The sequence below is a fragment of the Saccharomonospora piscinae genome, assembly GCF_005862235.1.
Lineage (GTDB): Bacteria > Actinomycetota > Actinomycetes > Mycobacteriales > Pseudonocardiaceae > Saccharomonospora > Saccharomonospora piscinae.
On record NZ_VCEK01000001.1, the window covers coordinates 756,185 to 771,955 of the forward strand.

Consider the following 15,771-nt stretch of genomic DNA (forward strand, 5'->3'; position numbering starts at 1 on the left):
ACCTACTCGCACCCAGCCGCCGCGCCAGCGCTTCGAGTGGTCTCACTCGTGCGCCACAGCCAGCGACACACCGAACCGATGCCGCGGATCGGTCCACCAGTGCCGCAGGGTGAACCCCGCGTCGGCCAGCTCGGCCCGCACGCCGTCCGGCCGGAACTTCGCCGACACCTCCGTGCGCAGCTCCTCGCCCGCCGCGAACGTCACGGCCAGCTCGGCACCCGGCACGTCCACACGCAGTTCGTGGCGGGCCCGCAGGCGCATCTCGATCCGCTCGTGCCGCGCGTCCCACCGGGCGACGTGGTCGAAGGCCTCCGGGTCGAAGTTCGCGCCGAGCCGGGAGTTCAGCACGAGCAGCACGTTGCGGTTGAACTCGGCGGTCACGCCCGCCGCGTCATCGTAGGCGAGCACCAGCGTGTCCGGGTCCTTGACGAGGTCGGTCCCGAGCAGCAGCCACTCCCCCGCCCCGAGCACGGAGCGCACCGAGGACAGGAACTTCGCCCGCTCGGCGGGCAGGAAGTTGCCGATGGTTCCACCGAGGAAGGCCACGAGCCGCGGCGAGGCGCCGGGAAGGGAGTCCAGCGCGCCGGTGAAGTCGGCGACGACCCCGTGTACCGCCAGGCCCGGGTAGTCGGCGGCGAGCGCACCGGCCGACTCCGCCAGCGCCGACTCCGAGACGTCCAGCGGCACGAACACCTCCAGCCGACCGCTCGTGGTGAACGCGTCGAGCAGCAACCGGGTCTTCTCACCCGATCCCGACCCGAGCTCGACCACGGTTCTCGCGCCGCTGGCGGCCACGATGTCCGGGGCGTGAACGCGCAGCACGTCCCGCTCGGCCCGGGTCGGGTAGTACTCGGGCAGCGTGGTGATGCGCTCGAACAGCTCACTGCCACGGGCGTCGTAGAACCACTTGGACGGCAACCACTTCTCCTGGGCCGACAGCCCGGCCCGCACGTCCTCCCGCAGGGCCCCGGTCACCTCGGCACTGTCGCGCTGAACGTCGATCCGCACGTCACTCACGCCTGACTCCGTTCCTTCTCCACGGTGCTGATCTCGACCGACGGTTCGACATTCTCGTCCGCGCCCCGGGTTCTGCGCGCCACCACCAGATCGCCGTCGGCGACGGCCTGCCAGGCCGGGTCGCCGTCACACGGTTCCGACGCGACGAGCACACCGCCGCCCGCCGTGCGCACGGACAGCGAGTGCGACCAGGCGGTGGCGACGAGCAGGTCCCTGCCCGCGAGCAACAGGTTCAGCCGCGAGCCCGGCGCGCCGGTCTCCACCCGGAAGCTCAGGTCCGCGACCGCCGCCACGGGATCACGCCCGCGCCGCAGGTCGAAGCGCAGCGCGCGCCACAGCAGTGCCGAATCGGTGGGCGCGTCCAGATGCAGCAGATCCACCACCGGGATCTCCGCCGCCAGCCGCGCCATCGACTCCGGCCAGCCGAGCACCACGCCGTTGTGGCTGAACAGCCAGTCGTCGTCGGCGAACGGGGCGCAGGCCGTCTCGGTGACCGGCATGCCGGGCGTGCCCGACCGCACGGCCGCGAGGAAACTGCCCGTGCGCACCGGCTCCAGCAACCGGGGCAGTGCCCCGTCCGTCCAGATCGGATCGGCGCGGCGGTACCGCGTCGGGTAGCCGTCGCCCGCGAACCAGCCGCACCCGAAACCGTCCACGTTCACCGTGCCACCGCCACGCATGTCCAGCGGTGCGTACGACTGCACCAGCAGCGAATGCGGCGCGCGCAGGACGGCATCGGCTGGCGACACGGGCGGTCCGAGATAGGCCAGGTGCCTACACACCGGCGGCCGTCTCGGCGGCGGTCAGGTCGCGGGCACACCGGAACCCGGCGAAGATCTGCCTGCGGATCGGGTAGTCCCAGTTCCGGAAGGTGCCGCGAACGGCCACCGGATCGCTGCCGAACGACCCGCCGCGCAGCACCTTGTGCTCCGGGCCGAAGAAGACCTCCGAGTACTCGCGGTACGGGAACGCGGCGAAACCCGGATAGGGCCGGAAGTCGCTGCTCGTCCACTCCCACACGTCACCGATCAGCTGGTGCACCCCGAGCGGCGACGCGCCGTCCGGATAGGCACCCACGGGAGCGGGGCGCAAATGCCGCTGTCCCAGGTTCGCGTGGCGCGGTTCCGGTTCGCCGTCCCCCCACGGGTACCGCCGGGACCGCCCGGTGGCGGGGTCGAACCGGGCGGCCTTCTCCCACTCCGCCTCGGTGGGCAGGCGCCTGCCCGTCCACCGCGCGAACGCCTCGGCCTCGTAGTAGGACACGTGCATCACCGGCTCGTCGTCCGGCACCGGTTCGTCGACGCCGAACCGCCTGCGCCACCAGCGATCACCCTCCCGCCGCCAGAAGCGTGGCGCGACGATGTCGTGGGCGCTGCGGTAGGCCCAGCCCTCCGCGCTCCACCAGCGGGAGTCGCGGTAGCCGCCGTCGTCGGCGAAGGCGGCGAAGGCGGCGTTGGTCACCGGCGTGGTGTCGAGCGCGAAACCCGCGACGAACACCTCGTGTACCGGGCGCTCGTTGTCCAGCGCCCACGGCTCCACCGACGTTCCCATCGCGAACGGGCCCGCGGGGACGACCACCTCGTCCGGCAGGTCGCCCGTCGCCGGCCGGGGAGGCTCGGGAGCACGCAGCACCGGATCACCCCGGCGCAACTGGTGGGTGGCGAGCATCGTCTCGTCGTGCTGCTGTTCGTGCTGGGCGATCATGCCGAAGGCGAAGCCGGTCCCGGTCAGCGTGTCACCGCTCAGGGTGGTGCGCTCGAGGACGTCGAGCGCCTTGCTGCGCACCTGTGCCACGTAGCCGCGCGCCTCCGACGGCCCGAGCAACGGCAGTTCCGGGCGCGTCGCCCTCGGGTGCTGGAAGGCGTCGTAGAGATCGTCGATGTCCGGGCGCAGCGGTTCCCGCCCGCCCACGTCGCGCACCAGCCAGATCTCCTCCTGGCTGCCGATGTGCGCGAGGTCCCACACCAGCGGCGACATCAGCTTGGAGTGCTGCCGGACGAGGTCGTCGTCGTCCACGGCCTCGGTCAGTGCCGTGCTGCGCGCCCGTGCCCGGTGGAGCACCTCGGCGGTGTGTGCCCGCAGGTCCTCCTCCGAGCGCTCCCCCAGCGGGGGCGGCGCGGGACGGCCGCCGGATACGTCGTGGGGTTCACTGTGGACGCTGGTCACGATGTCACTCCCTTCCCGCCGCCCGCAGCCTGCGGTCGACGGTGTCGGCGATGTCGGTGATCGTGCGATCGGGAAGATCCAATGTGGACAGGGCGGCGCAGCCCAGACCGGCGACGGCCGAGGCCGCGGCGGCGATCGCCGGGTCGGCCAGCCCGTGCCGCGCGGCGGCGGACCAGCGGTCCGTCACCGGCGCGCACCGCTCCACCACCCGGTCCACGACGTCGGGACCGGACAGCAGGGCCGCCAGCAGCGCAGCCGCGTGCGCCCAGCTCTCCGGGGGCTGCGCGTCCAGGTAGCGCACCTCCAGATAGCCGTGCGGACGCACGGGCGTGAACAGCGTGGTGAGGTGATAGTCCAGGTCGGCCACGGTGGGGCGGGGAAGTTTCGCCGCCGCTCCCCTGCCCGCCACCCAGTCGGCGAAGGTGAGTCCGGCGGGCGCGTCCCACGTGTCGCCGTCGCCCCGCAGCACGAGCAACGGGGTGTCCATCACCCGGCCCGCCCAGGCCGCGACCGGATCGTCAGCGGGTTCCGGCGCCAGCGTGCGGCACGGCTCGGTGTCCATCACGGACCGCCAGCGCGCCGAGGCGAATCCGGTGTCGGCGCCCGCGTGGTGGCGGGAGTTGGCGAACAGCGCGAGCAGCACCGGGCCCAGCGCGTGCACGGCCGCCCACCGGCCCGCCACGTGCGCCCGCTCCCCCGCGTCCACACACACCTGCAACGCCGCCGTGCTGCACATCATCGTGATCCCCCCGGGCCCGATCGGGGCGAACCGGCGTTCCATCGCCGCGTACCGCGGTGTGGGCAGCAGACGCCGGGGAGTGCGGAACGGGTCGATGCCGTGCGTCCCGAGGGTGAGGCCCGCACGCGCCAGCAGGTCGGTCACGGCGGCGAGGTCGGTGTCGGCCGCGTCGCAGAGCGAGCGCCACGAGGAATGGGGAGTGGTGGAGATCTCCACCTGGCCGCCGGGTTCGAGGGTCAGCGCCGAGCCCGCGGGCAGAGGAAGGGCGGGGCTGTCGGGGACGAGAGTGCGCGGGGCGTGCGGGCCGAGTGCCCCGGCGAGGCGGGACGCCGTGAGCGGGAGGGCGGGGTCGGTGGTGTCGTGGACGGTGTATTCGAGCTCCACTCCGAGCAGCCGCGGCGGGCCGTGCTTGAAGCACACCGACGCCACGTAGGCCTCGCCCTCCGCGCGGTCGGACAATTCCCTGGCCGCCGCCTCCTCCGCTGCCGCGACCGGCGGGACGTCCCCCGGCCCGGGACCGTCGGGGCCCGCGCCGGACGGACACGGACGGGCGTCGCGAATCGCTGTCATCGCCACACTCCCCACGCTCTGCGCCGGTGACCACCACCGGACGCTACACGGGGGGTACGACACTTTCGAGTGGCCGAAACCTCGGGATTCCGCTCCGCTCACGGCGTCCGCACCGCCCGTTCCGTCCGTGTCTCAGCCCGGAACCGTGGCCGAGGCCCCGAGTCCCAGCTCCGCCGCCGCGGCCCGCACGGCGTCGATCACCAGGCGCAGCGCGGGTCGGCGTTGGGTGGTCCGGCGGTGAGCCACCGACACGGTCCGCAGCACCGGCGTCGTCAACGTGAGGATGTCCACGCCGGACGGCCGCAGCGTGAGCCCCAGATCCGACACCAGGGTCACTCCCAGCCCCGCGCTCACCATCGCCATGGCCGTGGCCTGCTCCTCGACCTCGTGGTTGATCGTGGGCTCGAAGCCGAAACGCTGGCAGGCGACCCGCACCGCCCTGCCGAAATGGCTCCGGGGACTGGCGAGAATCCACGGCTGATCGCCCAGTTCGGACAGGCTGATCGTGCTCGTCGTCGCGGTCGCCGCCGGGACCGCGGCGTAGAGCCGCTCCACCGCCACGGCCACGCGTTCCAGCCCGTTGTCCCACGGCGTGGGCGCGTCGGTGTAGTCGATGACGAACGAGAAGTCCAGCGACCCGTCCCGCACCGCGTCGGCCGTCTCCTCCGGGGCGAGTTCCCGGGTTCTCACTTCGATTCCCGGATGGTCCTCGGCCAGCGAGGCCAGTGCCGTCGGCAGCAGACCCGACGCGACCGAGGCCCATACCCCGGCCGTGAGCCGCACCGTCTGGGTCTCCTGTGCCTCCTCCAGCGCCAACGTGGCCCGTTCGACGGCGCCCAGGATCTCCTCCGCGTGCTCCGTGAGCAGCATGCCCAGTTCGGTCAGCTGCACCCGGCGGCCGAGCCGCTCGAACAACTTCGCGCCGACGTCGCGCTCCAACTGCGCCAGCTGTTGGGACACAGCGGACGCCGTATAATGCAGGGCCGCAGCCGCGGCCGTGATCGTCCCCCTGCGTTGCAACTCCCGCAGCATCCGCAACCGATGCACCGACAGCTCCATGCATCAACACTAAACGGAACCGTGCATCATCCTTAACTGGACGTGAGCGGTTCCCGCGCCCCAGCCTGTGAGTAGGCAAACACCAGTCAGTGCCACAGGAGGAGGGGTCGAGTGGGTCTCCAGCATGCCGACGAACCGTTGCTGCGACTGACATGGACCGACCGGGTGACGGGTGCTCACGGCTATCTCGTCGTGCACACTCTCGTCTCCGGGCTGGCGACGGGTGGGACGCGGATGCGTCCCGGATGCACGATGTCGGAGGTCGAGGACCTCGCCCGCGGCATGGCGGCCAAGACCGCCACGTTCGACCTGCCCGTGGGCGGCGCCAAGGGTGGTATCGACTTCGACCCCAAGGACCCGCGCGCCAGGGGCGTGCTGGAGCGGTTCTGCCAGGCCATGCGGCCCTGGATCGACGCGCACTGGGTGACCGCCGAGGACCTCGGCGTGCCGCAGCACCTCATCGACGACGTCTTCGCGGGGCTGGGCCTGCGGCAGTCGTACCACGCGGCGATCCGCCGCTCGGCCGATCCCGAGCGCACGCTGCGCCGCGTGCAGGCCGGTCTGGGCGCGCCCGTGCCGGGAGGGTTGCTGCTGGGCGACGTCATCGGCGGCTACGGCGTGGCGCAGGCCTGCCTCGGTGTGGTCTCCGCGTGGGAGTGGACGCACGAGTCCACCACCGTCGCCGTCCAGGGAATCGGCACGATGGGCGGTGGCGCCGCCTGGTACCTGCACGAGGCGGGGTTGCGGATCGTCGCCGTCGCCGACGCCGCGGGCACCCTCTACGACCCCGAGGGGCTCGACATCCCGGCACTGCTGGAGGCCCGGGACCGCTACGGCGAGATCGACCGCACCCAGGTACCCGAGCGGGTGCAGCGCCTGCCCCGCTCCGCCGTGGTGGCCGCCGAGGCCGACATCCTCGTCCCGGCCGCCATCTCCTACGCGCTGACGCCGGACAACTCCTACGACGTCAAAGCCTCCGCCGTCGTGGAGGCCGCGAACGCGGCGACGACTCCCGAGGCCGAGGCGATGCTCGCCGCACGCGGCATTCCGGTGATCCCGGACTTCGTCGCCAACGCGGGAGCGGCGGCGTGGGCATGGTGGCTGCTGCTGGGGCAGGTCGGGGCCGAGCCGACCGACTCGTTCTTCAAGCTGCGCACCGAGATGCAGGCGAAGGTCGCCCTGCTGCTGGCGGCCTGGAACGCCGACCGCGTGCCGCCGAGGCAGACCGGCTCGGAGTTCGCGGCGACCCGCGAACTGGCCGCTGCCAACGGGGCCCCGGTCGACGAGGTACTCACCATCCCGTGATCCGGGCCGGGCTCACCGTTGCCGCGAGTGTGGCGGCGACGGTGAGCCTTCACCGCAACAGCCCTACGGTGCTCACTCCGCCGGGTGAGCCACGGGGAGCAGCATCACAGTACGTACGTACGGATTGCGATCTACCGGACCCGCTGTCAAGATCGTGGGATGCCCCGGGTCAGCCAGGACCACCTCGCGGCGCGCCGTCGTCAGATCCTCGACGGCGCGCGCGTCTGTTTCACCCGCCACGGCTACGAGGGGGCGACGGTCCGGCGCCTGGAGGACGCGACCGGGCTCTCCCGGGGAGCCATCTTCCATCATTTCCGCGACAAGGACTCGCTGTTTCTGGCACTGGCCGAGGACGACGCGCGGCGCATGGCCGACGTCGTGGCCGAGCAGGGCCTCGTGCAGGTGATGCGCGAACTGCTGTCCGGCGCGGACGCACATCCCGCCGACTGGCTCGGCACCCGGCTGGAGGTCTCGCGCCGCCTGCGCACGGACCCCGACTTCCGCGCGCGCTGGGCGCAACGATCGGAGCAGCTCACCACCGCCACCCGTAAGCGCCTGCTGTGGCAGCGCGAAGCGGGCAACCTGCGCGACGACGTGAGCGTCGACGTCCTCACCGCGTATCTCGAACTGGTCCTGGAAGGGCTGGTGTCCCACCTCGCCATGGGCCTTCCCGCCGACGACCTCGAACCGGTGCTCGACGTGGTCGAGGAGAGCGTGCGCCGCCATCGCGGCCTGGCGACGCCGGAGCTGTGATCCGCGTGGCGGCGGTGCGCCGCCCGTGGTCCGTGGAACACGTTTCCGCACGGCCCCGTTGGAGGTGGTTAAGATAGCGCCACTTCGACCCACGATATGGAGGAGTGACCTCACCCGTGCGCGACGCGCAGTCACCCGGGGACAGTACCGAGCCGGGTGACCCACCCGGCTGTCCCTTCGTTTCCGGCCGCAGTGACGGCGGTGTCCACTGATGGACATCCTCATCACCATCCTCGGCTTCTGTTTCGTCCTCCTGCTCACCGTCGGGACCGGGCTCGCCGTCGCGGCCGAGTTCTCCCTGACGACACTCGAACGCAGCACCGTCGAGTCCAACGTCCGGCAGGTCGGCGACAAACGCTCGAAGACCGTTCTCAAGGCCCATCGCACCCTGTCGTTCCAGCTCTCCGGCGCGCAGGTCGCCATCACCCTCACCACGCTGATCACCGGCTACGTGGCCGAACCCATGCTCGGCCGCTTCATCCGGCCGGCACTGACCTCGCTCGGCGTGCCGGAGTCGGCCGCGGGCGGCGTATCGCTGGTGCTGTCCATCGTGCTCGCGACCTCGCTGTCCATGGTGATCGGCGAGATGCTGCCCAAGAACCTCGCGGTGGCCAGGCCGTTGGCCACGGCACGCGCCGTGGCGGGATACCACACCCGGTTCTCGGCGCTGTTCCGCTGGCTCATCGACCTCATGAACAACAGCGCCAACTGGGTGGTGCGCAAGTTCGGCATCGAGCCACAGGAGGAACTGCGGTCGGCACGCTCGCCGCAGGAGCTGGGCTCGATCGTGCGGGCGAGCGCCGAGACGGGAACGCTCGACGAGTCGACCGCCGAACTGCTCGACCGCTCGCTGCGGTTCGGCGACCGGACGGCGGGCGAGCTGATGACCCCGCGCGTGCAGCTGGAGGCGGTGCATGTCGACGACACCGTAGCCGACATGGTGTCGCTGGCCCGCGCCACAGGGCTGTCACGCTTCCCCGTCTACCGGGAGGATCTCGACGACATCCAGGGCACCGTGCATGTCAAGCAGGCGTTCACCGTGCCCGCGCCGGATCGCGGGGCCACCCCGGCGGGGTCGCTGATGCGACCGATGCCGACCGTGCCCGAGTCGCTACCCGGTGACGCGGTGCTCGACCGGCTCCGCGACTCCCGGTTCCAGCTGGCCGTCGTCGTCGACGAGTACGGCGGCACCGCCGGTCTCGTGACGCTGGAGGACGTGGTCGAGGAGATCGTCGGTGACGTGCGCGACGAGCACGACGTCCACGAGGAACCCACGTCCCAGCAGCTCACCGCCGACAGCTGGGTCGTGTCGGGTCAGCTGCGTGGCGACGAGGTACGCGAGGCCACCGGTTTCGCGATGCCGGAGGGCGACTACGAGACGATCGCGGGCTTCCTGCTGGAACAGCTGGGCGACATTCCCGACCCCGGAGCGTCCGTGGACGTCGACGGCTGGCGGCTCGTGGTGACCGGCATGGACCGCCACCGCATCGCCGAGGTCACCGTGCGGCGCCGTGCGGAGGTGACCCCGTGAACGACTGGCTCGCCATCTCCCTGATCGGCGTCCTGTTGCTGGCCAACGCCTTCTTCGTCGGGGCCGAGTTCTCGCTGATCTCCTCCCGCCGGGACCGGCTGGAAGCCCTGCTCGCGCAGGGCAAGACCCGGGCGAAGATCGTCATCAACGCCAGCCGCAACGTGTCGTTGATGCTGGCCGGAGCGCAACTCGGCATCACCGTGTGCTCGCTGTTGCTGTTGCAGTTCGGCGAACCCGCGGTCGCCCACCAGCTCGAACTCGCCGTCGCCGCGCTCGGCGTGCCCATCCCCGGCTACGTGGTGCACGGGGTCGCGTTCGCCGTGACGCTGGTGGCGATGACGCTGCTGCACGTGCTCGTCGGCGAGATGGTGCCGAAGAACCTGGCGATCGCGGAGCCGGAGCGGCTCGCGTTGTGGCTCGTGCCCGTCCACGTCGCGTGGGTACGGATCATGCACCCGTTCCTCTGGCTGCTCAACGGCGTGGCCAACGTCCTGCTACGCCTGGGCAAGGTCGAGCCGAAGGACGAGGTCGAGACGGGCTACACCTCCGACGAACTGGCCTCGCTGCTGCGGGAGTCCCGTCGCGAGGGACTGCTGGAGCACGCCGAGCACCGCAGGCTCAGCCAGACTCTGTCGTCGGTGGAGAAGACGGTCGCCGACGTGCTGGTGCCGCTCGACGAACTGACCACCCTCCCGGAGAAGCCCACGGTGGGGCAGGTGGAGAAGGCGGTGTCCACGACGGGGTTCTCCCGGTTCCCGGTGCTCGCCGCCGGTGGCAGGCTGACGGCCTACGTCCACGTCAAGGACATCCTCGACCAGCTCGACGGCGACCCCACGGTCGTGGTTCCGGCCGAGCGGACCCGCAGGCTGACCCAGCTGGCCCTGCCCGCCAGGCTCGACGAGGCGCTGTCGGCCATGCGCCGGGAGGGCAGCCATCTCGCGGTCGCCGTCAACGCCGAGGGCACCGCGGTCGGGATCGTGGCCCTGGAGGATCTGCTGGAGGAGTACGTCGGCACCGTGCGCGACGGCACGCACATCACGGGACGGCCGTGACACCCGTCGTGCTGCCCGAGGCGCGGTGGCTGGCCCGCGAGAAGGCACACGCCGAGCGCATGCGGGAGTGGACGGCGCCGCACACGCGGCGCCGTTCCCTCGGTGAGCGGCACCCGGTGCTGGACTTTCTGTTCACGTACTACTCGTTCCCGCCGTCCCGGCTCGAACGCTGGCAACCGGGCCCCGGCGTGGCGCTGGCCGGCGCGGGCGCCGAGCGGTTCCTCGACCGGCCCGGATACCGCAGGACTCCGGCCGGGGTCGTGCTCGACCCGGCGGTCCCCGAACGGATCGCCCGCTCCGCCCGCCATGCGGTGTCGCGCCTGGAGGCCATCGGGGCACGGCGAGCGCGGCTCGACTGTTTCGGACTGCACGAGTGGGCGATGGTCTACCGCACCAGCGCCGACGAGGTGCGGCACGCACAGGTTCCGTTGCGGCTCGGGCACGCCGGTACCGACGCAGTGGTGGAGTCCCACGACGTGCGGTGCAGCCATGTGGACGCCTTCCGCTTCTTCACCGAGTCCGCCCGCCCGCTCAATCGGTTCCACCCCACCCGCGACACCCAGCGTGAGCTGGATCAGCCCGGCTGCCTGCACGTGGGCATGGACCTGTACAAGCACGCCTACAAGCTCGACCCGTTCGTGCCGTCGGAGCTGCTCGGCGATTGCTTCGCGCTCGCGGCCGACATCAGGGAGCTGGACATGCGCGCGAGCCCGTACGACCTCTCCGGGTACGGCTACACCGCGGTGCCGATCGAGACGCCGGAAGGCAAGGCGAGCTACGCGCGAGCGCAGGCACGGTTCGCGCGGCGAGCGGTACCGCTCCGCGAGCGGCTGCTGCGGCACTGCCGGACACTCCTCGACGGTTGTGACTCGGAGTATTGACCGAGATCACATATCGATCACAGTGCAGCCTGGTAGAGTGATACCGTTTTGGTCTCATGCACTGAGCGTAATCATCGAGGGGGATCACGCGATGGCGCGACAGGGCGAAGCCCGGCACCGCGCAGCACGACACCGAGCCTCCACGGCGTCGACGACGTCCACCGGGACGCACCGCGCCGTGGGCCGCAGGCGCACCGTCGCCGCCTGGCCCGTGGCCTGTGTCGTCCTGCTCGGTCTGCTCGTCGCTGGCTGGTTCGGCTGGAACTGGGCCGACGGCGTCCAGGAGAGCCGCGCCGCGGCCGAGGCCGCCGACTGCCAGCAGGGCGACACCACCATCCGTGTCGCCGTCGACCCCGCGCTCGAACAACCCGTGACCACCGCGGCGAACCGGTGGAACCGGGCCAGGACCGTGGTGCAGGAGCATTGCGTCCACGTCACCGTGGCCGCGACCCCCTCGGCCGAGGTCTACGACTCGCTGACGACCTCGGACACCGGGGCGCCCGCGGCCTGGCTGCCCGACTCCACAACCTGGCTGGACGAGCTCAACCGGGCGCGACCCGACCTCCTCGGCTCCTCTGGCCTGCCGGTGGCCACGGGGCCCGACGGGGAGTATCCCTTCCTCGCCATCGCGGGAGACGGCGAGCTGCTGCGCCAGCACGCGGCGCAGTCCTTCCAGAAGTACCTGCTCGAACCCGCCCAGCAGGCGGAGTTCCGGCAGGCCGGCCTCGGCCCGGCCGACGACTGACCACCGCCGCGACGTCAGCCGGTGCGGCGGGCGTTGCGGCGCTCGGTGAGTTCGTCCGGCACCTCGGGCTCGACCTGCCCGCCGTCGGCCCGTTCCGCGGTGAACTCGTGCAGCGTGCCGCTGATCTCCTGCATCGCGTTGCTCACCGCGATGCCGAACACGCCCTGCCCGCCCTGCAGCAGATCGACGATCTCCTCGGGCGACGTGCACTCGTACACCGTCGCGCCGTCCGAGAACAGCGTCACGCGCGCCAGATCGCGCACGCCCCTGGCCCGCAGGTGATCCACCGCGACCCGGATGTTCTGCAACGAGACACCCGTGTCGAGCAATCGCTTCACGATCTTGAGAACCAGCAGGTCCTTGAAGGAGTAGAGCCGCTGCGACCCCGAACCGTGGGCGGTCCGGATGGTCGGCATCACGAGCCGGGTGCGGGCCCAGTAGTCGAGCTGCCGGTAGGTGATCCCGGCGATCTGGCAGGCAGCGGGGCCGCGGTAGCCAACCAGTTCGTCCGGCAGCGAGGCGTCGGGGAACAACTCCCCCTGCTCACCACCGGTAGCCCTCATCGGACTCTCGTCGACCACCCATGCCTCCTCTCGCCCGGCGAGCGCCGGCAGCGAAACAAGACCGCCGATCCCGGGCCGGAACCGACCGGTTACGACAATCCCGCCACCTCGGACCGCTTAACCTGCGTAATCACATCGGCGCGATTCACGTCTTTTCCGACGGTAAGCCCGCCCGCCGGGCCGGTCAACGCGACGCGCGGGCCGCCACCCCGCCATGTCAGCCGGTTGACACCCTTACTCGGTCGAGTAACTATTTACTCATGCAGATAAAGCGCGAGTTCGCCGACGGCCTGGGACTCACCCCCACCGAGGCCGCCCGGCGAGCGCAGATCATCGACGCCACGATCGAGGTCATCGCCGAGTTCGGTTATGCCAGGACCTCGTTCGCCCGGATCATCGCGCGGGCCGGGCTCAGCAGTACCCGCATGATCTCCTACCACTTCACGGACAAGACCGAGCTGATCACGGCCACCCTGCTCGCACTGATCGACGATCACGACCGGTTCGTCACCGAGCGTTCCCCCATGGATCACGACAGGGCCGCGATGCTCCGTTCGGTACTGACCGCCGAGATCGACTATCTCGCGAGCGAGCCTAAGGCCGCCCGTGCGCTGACGGAGATCGCCGGAAACGCCAGGGACTCGGACGGTTCCCCGCTGTTCGAGGTCGTCGTGTACGACCTGCGGGTCGGCCGACTGGCTCGGCAGCTCACACAGGGACAACGAGAAGGAGTCTTCGGCGCGTTCGACGCCGAGATCATGGCGAGGGCGATCCGCGCCACGGTGGAGGACATCGCGCAACGACTGTCCGGCGATCCCGGTCTCGACCTCCGGCACCACGCCGCGGAGATCACCGCGCTGTTCGCGCGGGCGACCTCCCCGGGCTGAGCCTCAGGTGTCGGCGCCCCGGAAGTCCTCGGGAGACACGGAGTCGAGGAACTCACGGAACTTCTCGACCTCGTCCTCCTGCTCGTCGGGGATGACGAGGCCCGCCTCCTCCAGCACCGTGTCCTCGGCATGGATGGGCACGCCCACGCGCAACGCGAGCGCCACCGAGTCGCTGGGCCGGGCCGACACCCGGATGTCTCCGTCGAACACGAGTTCGGCGAAGAACGTACCTTCGCTCAGATCGGTGATGACGACCTGCTGAAGTTCCCGGCCCAGTGCGCCGATAATGTCCTTGAGCAGATCGTGGGTCAGCGGCCTGGCCGGACGGACACCTTGCTGTTCCAACGCGATGGCCGTGGCCTCGACCGAGCCGATCCAGATCGGCAGGTACCGCTCACCGTCGGTTTCCCGCAGCAGCAAGATCGGCTGATTCGCGGGCAACTCGACCCGGACGCCGACGACGCGCATCTCGCTCATCGGGCTTCGCCTCCCTGTCCTGCGCGCGGGCTGCAGCGCTGTCACGAGGATTCCGCATCGACTCTACTCGACGCTACCCGTCATCTGGGCGCTGTGCTCGTCGCGAAACTTGTTGTCCTCCACGGCTCATTTCCGCGAACCGTTCATCTACGGTACGGCATCTGAGGGGCCGCGTTGACCCGTCGGCCCGACGCGTCATCAAGACGACACAGGACACGCTTCGTGATCCCGTTCCTCGCCGGACTGTCACTCGGCTGGCCGGTCGCTGGTTCACTCACTCGAGTCTACCCGCCGGTCACACCGCGAATCCCGGTTTTCACGAGCAGCGTGTGCAGCGTGACCGACAGCGCCGCGAGCTCCCGCACCGTCTCCTCGGCCCTGGCCCGGGCGTCGGCGTCGCGATGCCGCAGCACCGGGGCGACGATCTGCTCCACCAGTCCGACCTCCCGGTCCGCCGACGCCCGGAAGGCCCGGAGGTGCCGAGGTTCGATGCCGTAGTCGCTCATCGCCTTGACCGTGTGCGCGACCCGCACGGCGTCGGCATCGTAGTATCCGGCACCACTGGGCTTGACCAGGCCGAACTGGCACAGCTCCGACAGCATCGCCGCGTCGATCCCCGCCTCGCGCTGCAGGTCCTCCGCCGTGAACACGGCCTCGTCCCCGGGCTCCGCCGCGAATCGCTCGGGCCCGGGCAGGCCCGGGGCCTGGCCGTAGTCGTCTCCGGAGTCGACCGCCACCAGCTTGCGCGGCGGCCGGGGCCTCGGCGTGCCGGCGGAGGCCGGGCCCTCGCCCCGGTCGGCGGCGTCGAGCTGCTCCTTGATCACTCTGAGCGGGAGGTAGTGATCCCGCTGGGCGGCGAGCACGAAGCGCAGCCGCTCGACGTCGGCGGGACCGAACTGCCGGTATCCGGACGGGGTGCGGGCAGGCCGGACGAGGCCCTCCGACTCGAGGAAACGGATCTTCGAGATCGTCACGTCGGGGAAGTCGGGACGCAGCTGGGCCAGCACGGCCCCGATGCTCGACCCCTCGCGTTGTGGCCGCCCGGCAGCCGTCACCGTGCCCCCTGACCCCCGTGTCCCGGACCGGTCAGGAAGACGAGGCGGAACTTGCCGATCTGCACCTCGTCACCACCCGACAGGACCGCCTGGTCGACCGGCTCGCGGTTGACGTAGGTGCCGTTGAGGCTGCCGACGTCGATCACCACGAATTCGCCGCCCTCACGACGGAACTCCGCATGCCTGCGGGACACCGTGACGTCGTCGAGGAAGATGTCGCTGTCCGGATGCCTGCCCGCGCTCGTCGTGTCGCGGTCCAGCAGGAACCGCGAACCCGCGTTGGGCCCGCGCTTGACCACCAGCAGTGCGGAGCCGCCGGGCAGAGCGTCGACGCCGGCGTCCTGCGGCTCGGCCGCGGGAGCCTCCTGGCCCTCTGCCTCCGACAGGAAGTCGGCCCGGAAAACGGAGGTCCGCTCCGGAGACTGCTCCGGGGGAACGCCGGGCCCGTCGTTCGTGCTCACCTGAGCTCTCCTTTACGCACTGAAGTGTCGTCGTCGTGAACGTGGTGTGGTCAACGTACCGTGCCGGGACCGTACACAGTGCCGGGGCTCCCGGATCAGTTGTCGATCACACGCCGGTACCCCTGCGCGTCCAGCAGCGAGTCCGGTGCCGCCGCGTCGTCGAGAGCGAGCTCGACGAGCCAGCCTTCGCCGTACGGGTCGGAGTTGACCAACTCCGGCGAGGCCACCACCGCGTCGTTGACGGCCAGTACCTCACCGTCCACCGGCGCGAACAGCTCGGACACGCTCTTGGTCGACTCGATCTCCCCGAACGTCGCTCCCGCCGTCAGGTGAATCCCCACCTCGGGCAACTCGACGAACACCACGTCACCGAGCTGGTCCTGGGCGTACGCGGTGATACCGACCCGCGCCCGACCGCCGTCGACCGCGGCGACCCACTCGTGTTCCTCGGTGTAGCGCAGTTCCTCGGGAACCGACACGTGGCACTCTCCTCTCCGCTCGTCACCATGA

At 70.8% G+C, this 15,771-nt stretch carries 17 protein-coding genes; 7 read left to right on the forward strand and 10 right to left on the reverse strand.

Features of this window, described 5'->3' with window-relative positions; all coding sequences use genetic code 11:
- Positions 1-42: 42 nt before the first annotated feature.
- The 5 genes from egtD to FFT09_RS03675 form a co-directional block, all read right to left on the reverse strand.
- Complete coding sequence (gene egtD / locus FFT09_RS03655) at positions 43-1,017, reverse strand: L-histidine N(alpha)-methyltransferase (RefSeq protein ID WP_138381813.1); 975 nt, start codon at positions 1,015-1,017, stop codon at positions 43-45.
- The gene (gene egtC, locus FFT09_RS03660) at positions 1,014-1,799 is read right to left on the reverse strand and encodes an ergothioneine biosynthesis protein EgtC (RefSeq protein ID WP_138381814.1); all 786 of its coding nucleotides are present in this window, start codon (positions 1,797-1,799) and stop codon (positions 1,014-1,016) included. Before egtC ends, egtD begins: the two co-directional genes overlap by 4 nt.
- Positions 1,792-3,183, reverse strand: a complete 1,392-nt coding sequence (egtB, locus tag FFT09_RS03665) for an ergothioneine biosynthesis protein EgtB (protein ID WP_425273036.1) — start codon at positions 3,181-3,183, stop codon at positions 1,792-1,794. The genes egtC and egtB overlap by 8 nt, the downstream gene beginning before the upstream one ends.
- Before the next feature lie 4 nt (positions 3,184-3,187).
- Positions 3,188-4,492 (reverse strand): glutamate-cysteine ligase family protein, encoded by a 1,305-nt coding sequence (locus FFT09_RS03670; protein ID WP_081190725.1) that lies wholly within the window; start codon positions 4,490-4,492, stop codon positions 3,188-3,190.
- Positions 4,493-4,624: 132 nt separating this feature from the next.
- Complete coding sequence (locus FFT09_RS03675) at positions 4,625-5,551, reverse strand: LysR family transcriptional regulator (RefSeq protein ID WP_081190726.1); 927 nt, start codon at positions 5,549-5,551, stop codon at positions 4,625-4,627.
- A 111-nt stretch (positions 5,552-5,662) separates the two neighbouring features.
- On the opposite strand from FFT09_RS03675, the gene FFT09_RS03680 reads away from it, so the two are divergent.
- The 6 genes from FFT09_RS03680 (at position 5,663) to FFT09_RS03705 (ending at position 11,818) form a co-directional block, all read left to right on the forward strand.
- Positions 5,663-6,856: a Glu/Leu/Phe/Val family dehydrogenase gene (locus FFT09_RS03680; RefSeq protein WP_024874318.1), complete on the forward strand. Its 1,194-nt coding sequence runs from the start codon at positions 5,663-5,665 to the stop codon at positions 6,854-6,856.
- Positions 6,857-7,015: 159 nt separating this feature from the next.
- A complete protein-coding gene (locus FFT09_RS03685; RefSeq protein ID WP_081190727.1) occupies positions 7,016-7,609 on the forward strand; it encodes a TetR/AcrR family transcriptional regulator in 594 nt (197 codons plus the stop codon).
- A gap of 211 nt (positions 7,610-7,820) precedes the next feature.
- Complete coding sequence (locus FFT09_RS03690) at positions 7,821-9,140, forward strand: hemolysin family protein (RefSeq protein WP_081190728.1); 1,320 nt, start codon at positions 7,821-7,823, stop codon at positions 9,138-9,140.
- Positions 9,137-10,192 (forward strand): hemolysin family protein, encoded by a 1,056-nt coding sequence (locus FFT09_RS03695; protein ID WP_081190729.1) that lies wholly within the window; start codon positions 9,137-9,139, stop codon positions 10,190-10,192. The genes FFT09_RS03690 and FFT09_RS03695 overlap by 4 nt, the downstream gene beginning before the upstream one ends.
- Before the next feature lie 59 nt (positions 10,193-10,251).
- Positions 10,252-11,073 (forward strand): 3-methyladenine DNA glycosylase, encoded by an 822-nt coding sequence (locus FFT09_RS03700; RefSeq protein ID WP_425273041.1) that lies wholly within the window; start codon positions 10,252-10,254, stop codon positions 11,071-11,073.
- A 91-nt stretch (positions 11,074-11,164) separates the two neighbouring features.
- A complete protein-coding gene (locus FFT09_RS03705; protein ID WP_138381817.1) occupies positions 11,165-11,818 on the forward strand; it encodes a substrate-binding domain-containing protein in 654 nt (217 codons plus the stop codon).
- A gap of 14 nt (positions 11,819-11,832) precedes the next feature.
- Here FFT09_RS03705 and FFT09_RS03710 read toward each other — a convergent pair whose 3' ends face one another.
- The gene (locus FFT09_RS03710) at positions 11,833-12,381 is read right to left on the reverse strand and encodes a MerR family transcriptional regulator (protein WP_138381818.1); all 549 of its coding nucleotides are present in this window, start codon (positions 12,379-12,381) and stop codon (positions 11,833-11,835) included.
- 260 nt (positions 12,382-12,641) lie between these two features.
- Here FFT09_RS03710 and FFT09_RS03715 point away from each other — a divergent pair, with 260 nt between their 5' ends.
- Positions 12,642-13,268 (forward strand): TetR/AcrR family transcriptional regulator, encoded by a 627-nt coding sequence (locus FFT09_RS03715; RefSeq protein ID WP_138381819.1) that lies wholly within the window; start codon positions 12,642-12,644, stop codon positions 13,266-13,268.
- Positions 13,269-13,271: 3 nt separating this feature from the next.
- Here FFT09_RS03715 and FFT09_RS03720 read toward each other — a convergent pair whose 3' ends face one another.
- The 4 genes from FFT09_RS03720 to gcvH all read right to left on the reverse strand — a co-directional run bounded on the left by FFT09_RS03720 (position 13,272) and on the right by gcvH (position 15,740).
- Positions 13,272-13,745, reverse strand: coding sequence for a bifunctional nuclease family protein (locus FFT09_RS03720; protein WP_024874326.1), 474 nt, complete (start codon positions 13,743-13,745; stop codon positions 13,272-13,274).
- A gap of 284 nt (positions 13,746-14,029) precedes the next feature.
- A complete protein-coding gene (gene ftsR / locus FFT09_RS03725) occupies positions 14,030-14,800 on the reverse strand; it encodes a transcriptional regulator FtsR (RefSeq protein ID WP_081190734.1) in 771 nt (256 codons plus the stop codon).
- Complete coding sequence (garA, locus tag FFT09_RS03730) at positions 14,797-15,261, reverse strand: glycogen accumulation regulator GarA (RefSeq protein WP_024874329.1); 465 nt, start codon at positions 15,259-15,261, stop codon at positions 14,797-14,799. The genes ftsR and garA overlap by 4 nt, the downstream gene beginning before the upstream one ends.
- A 95-nt stretch (positions 15,262-15,356) precedes the next feature.
- Positions 15,357-15,740: a glycine cleavage system protein GcvH gene (gcvH, locus tag FFT09_RS03735; RefSeq protein WP_081190735.1), complete on the reverse strand. Its 384-nt coding sequence runs from the start codon at positions 15,738-15,740 to the stop codon at positions 15,357-15,359.
- Positions 15,741-15,771: the final 31 nt, after the last annotated feature.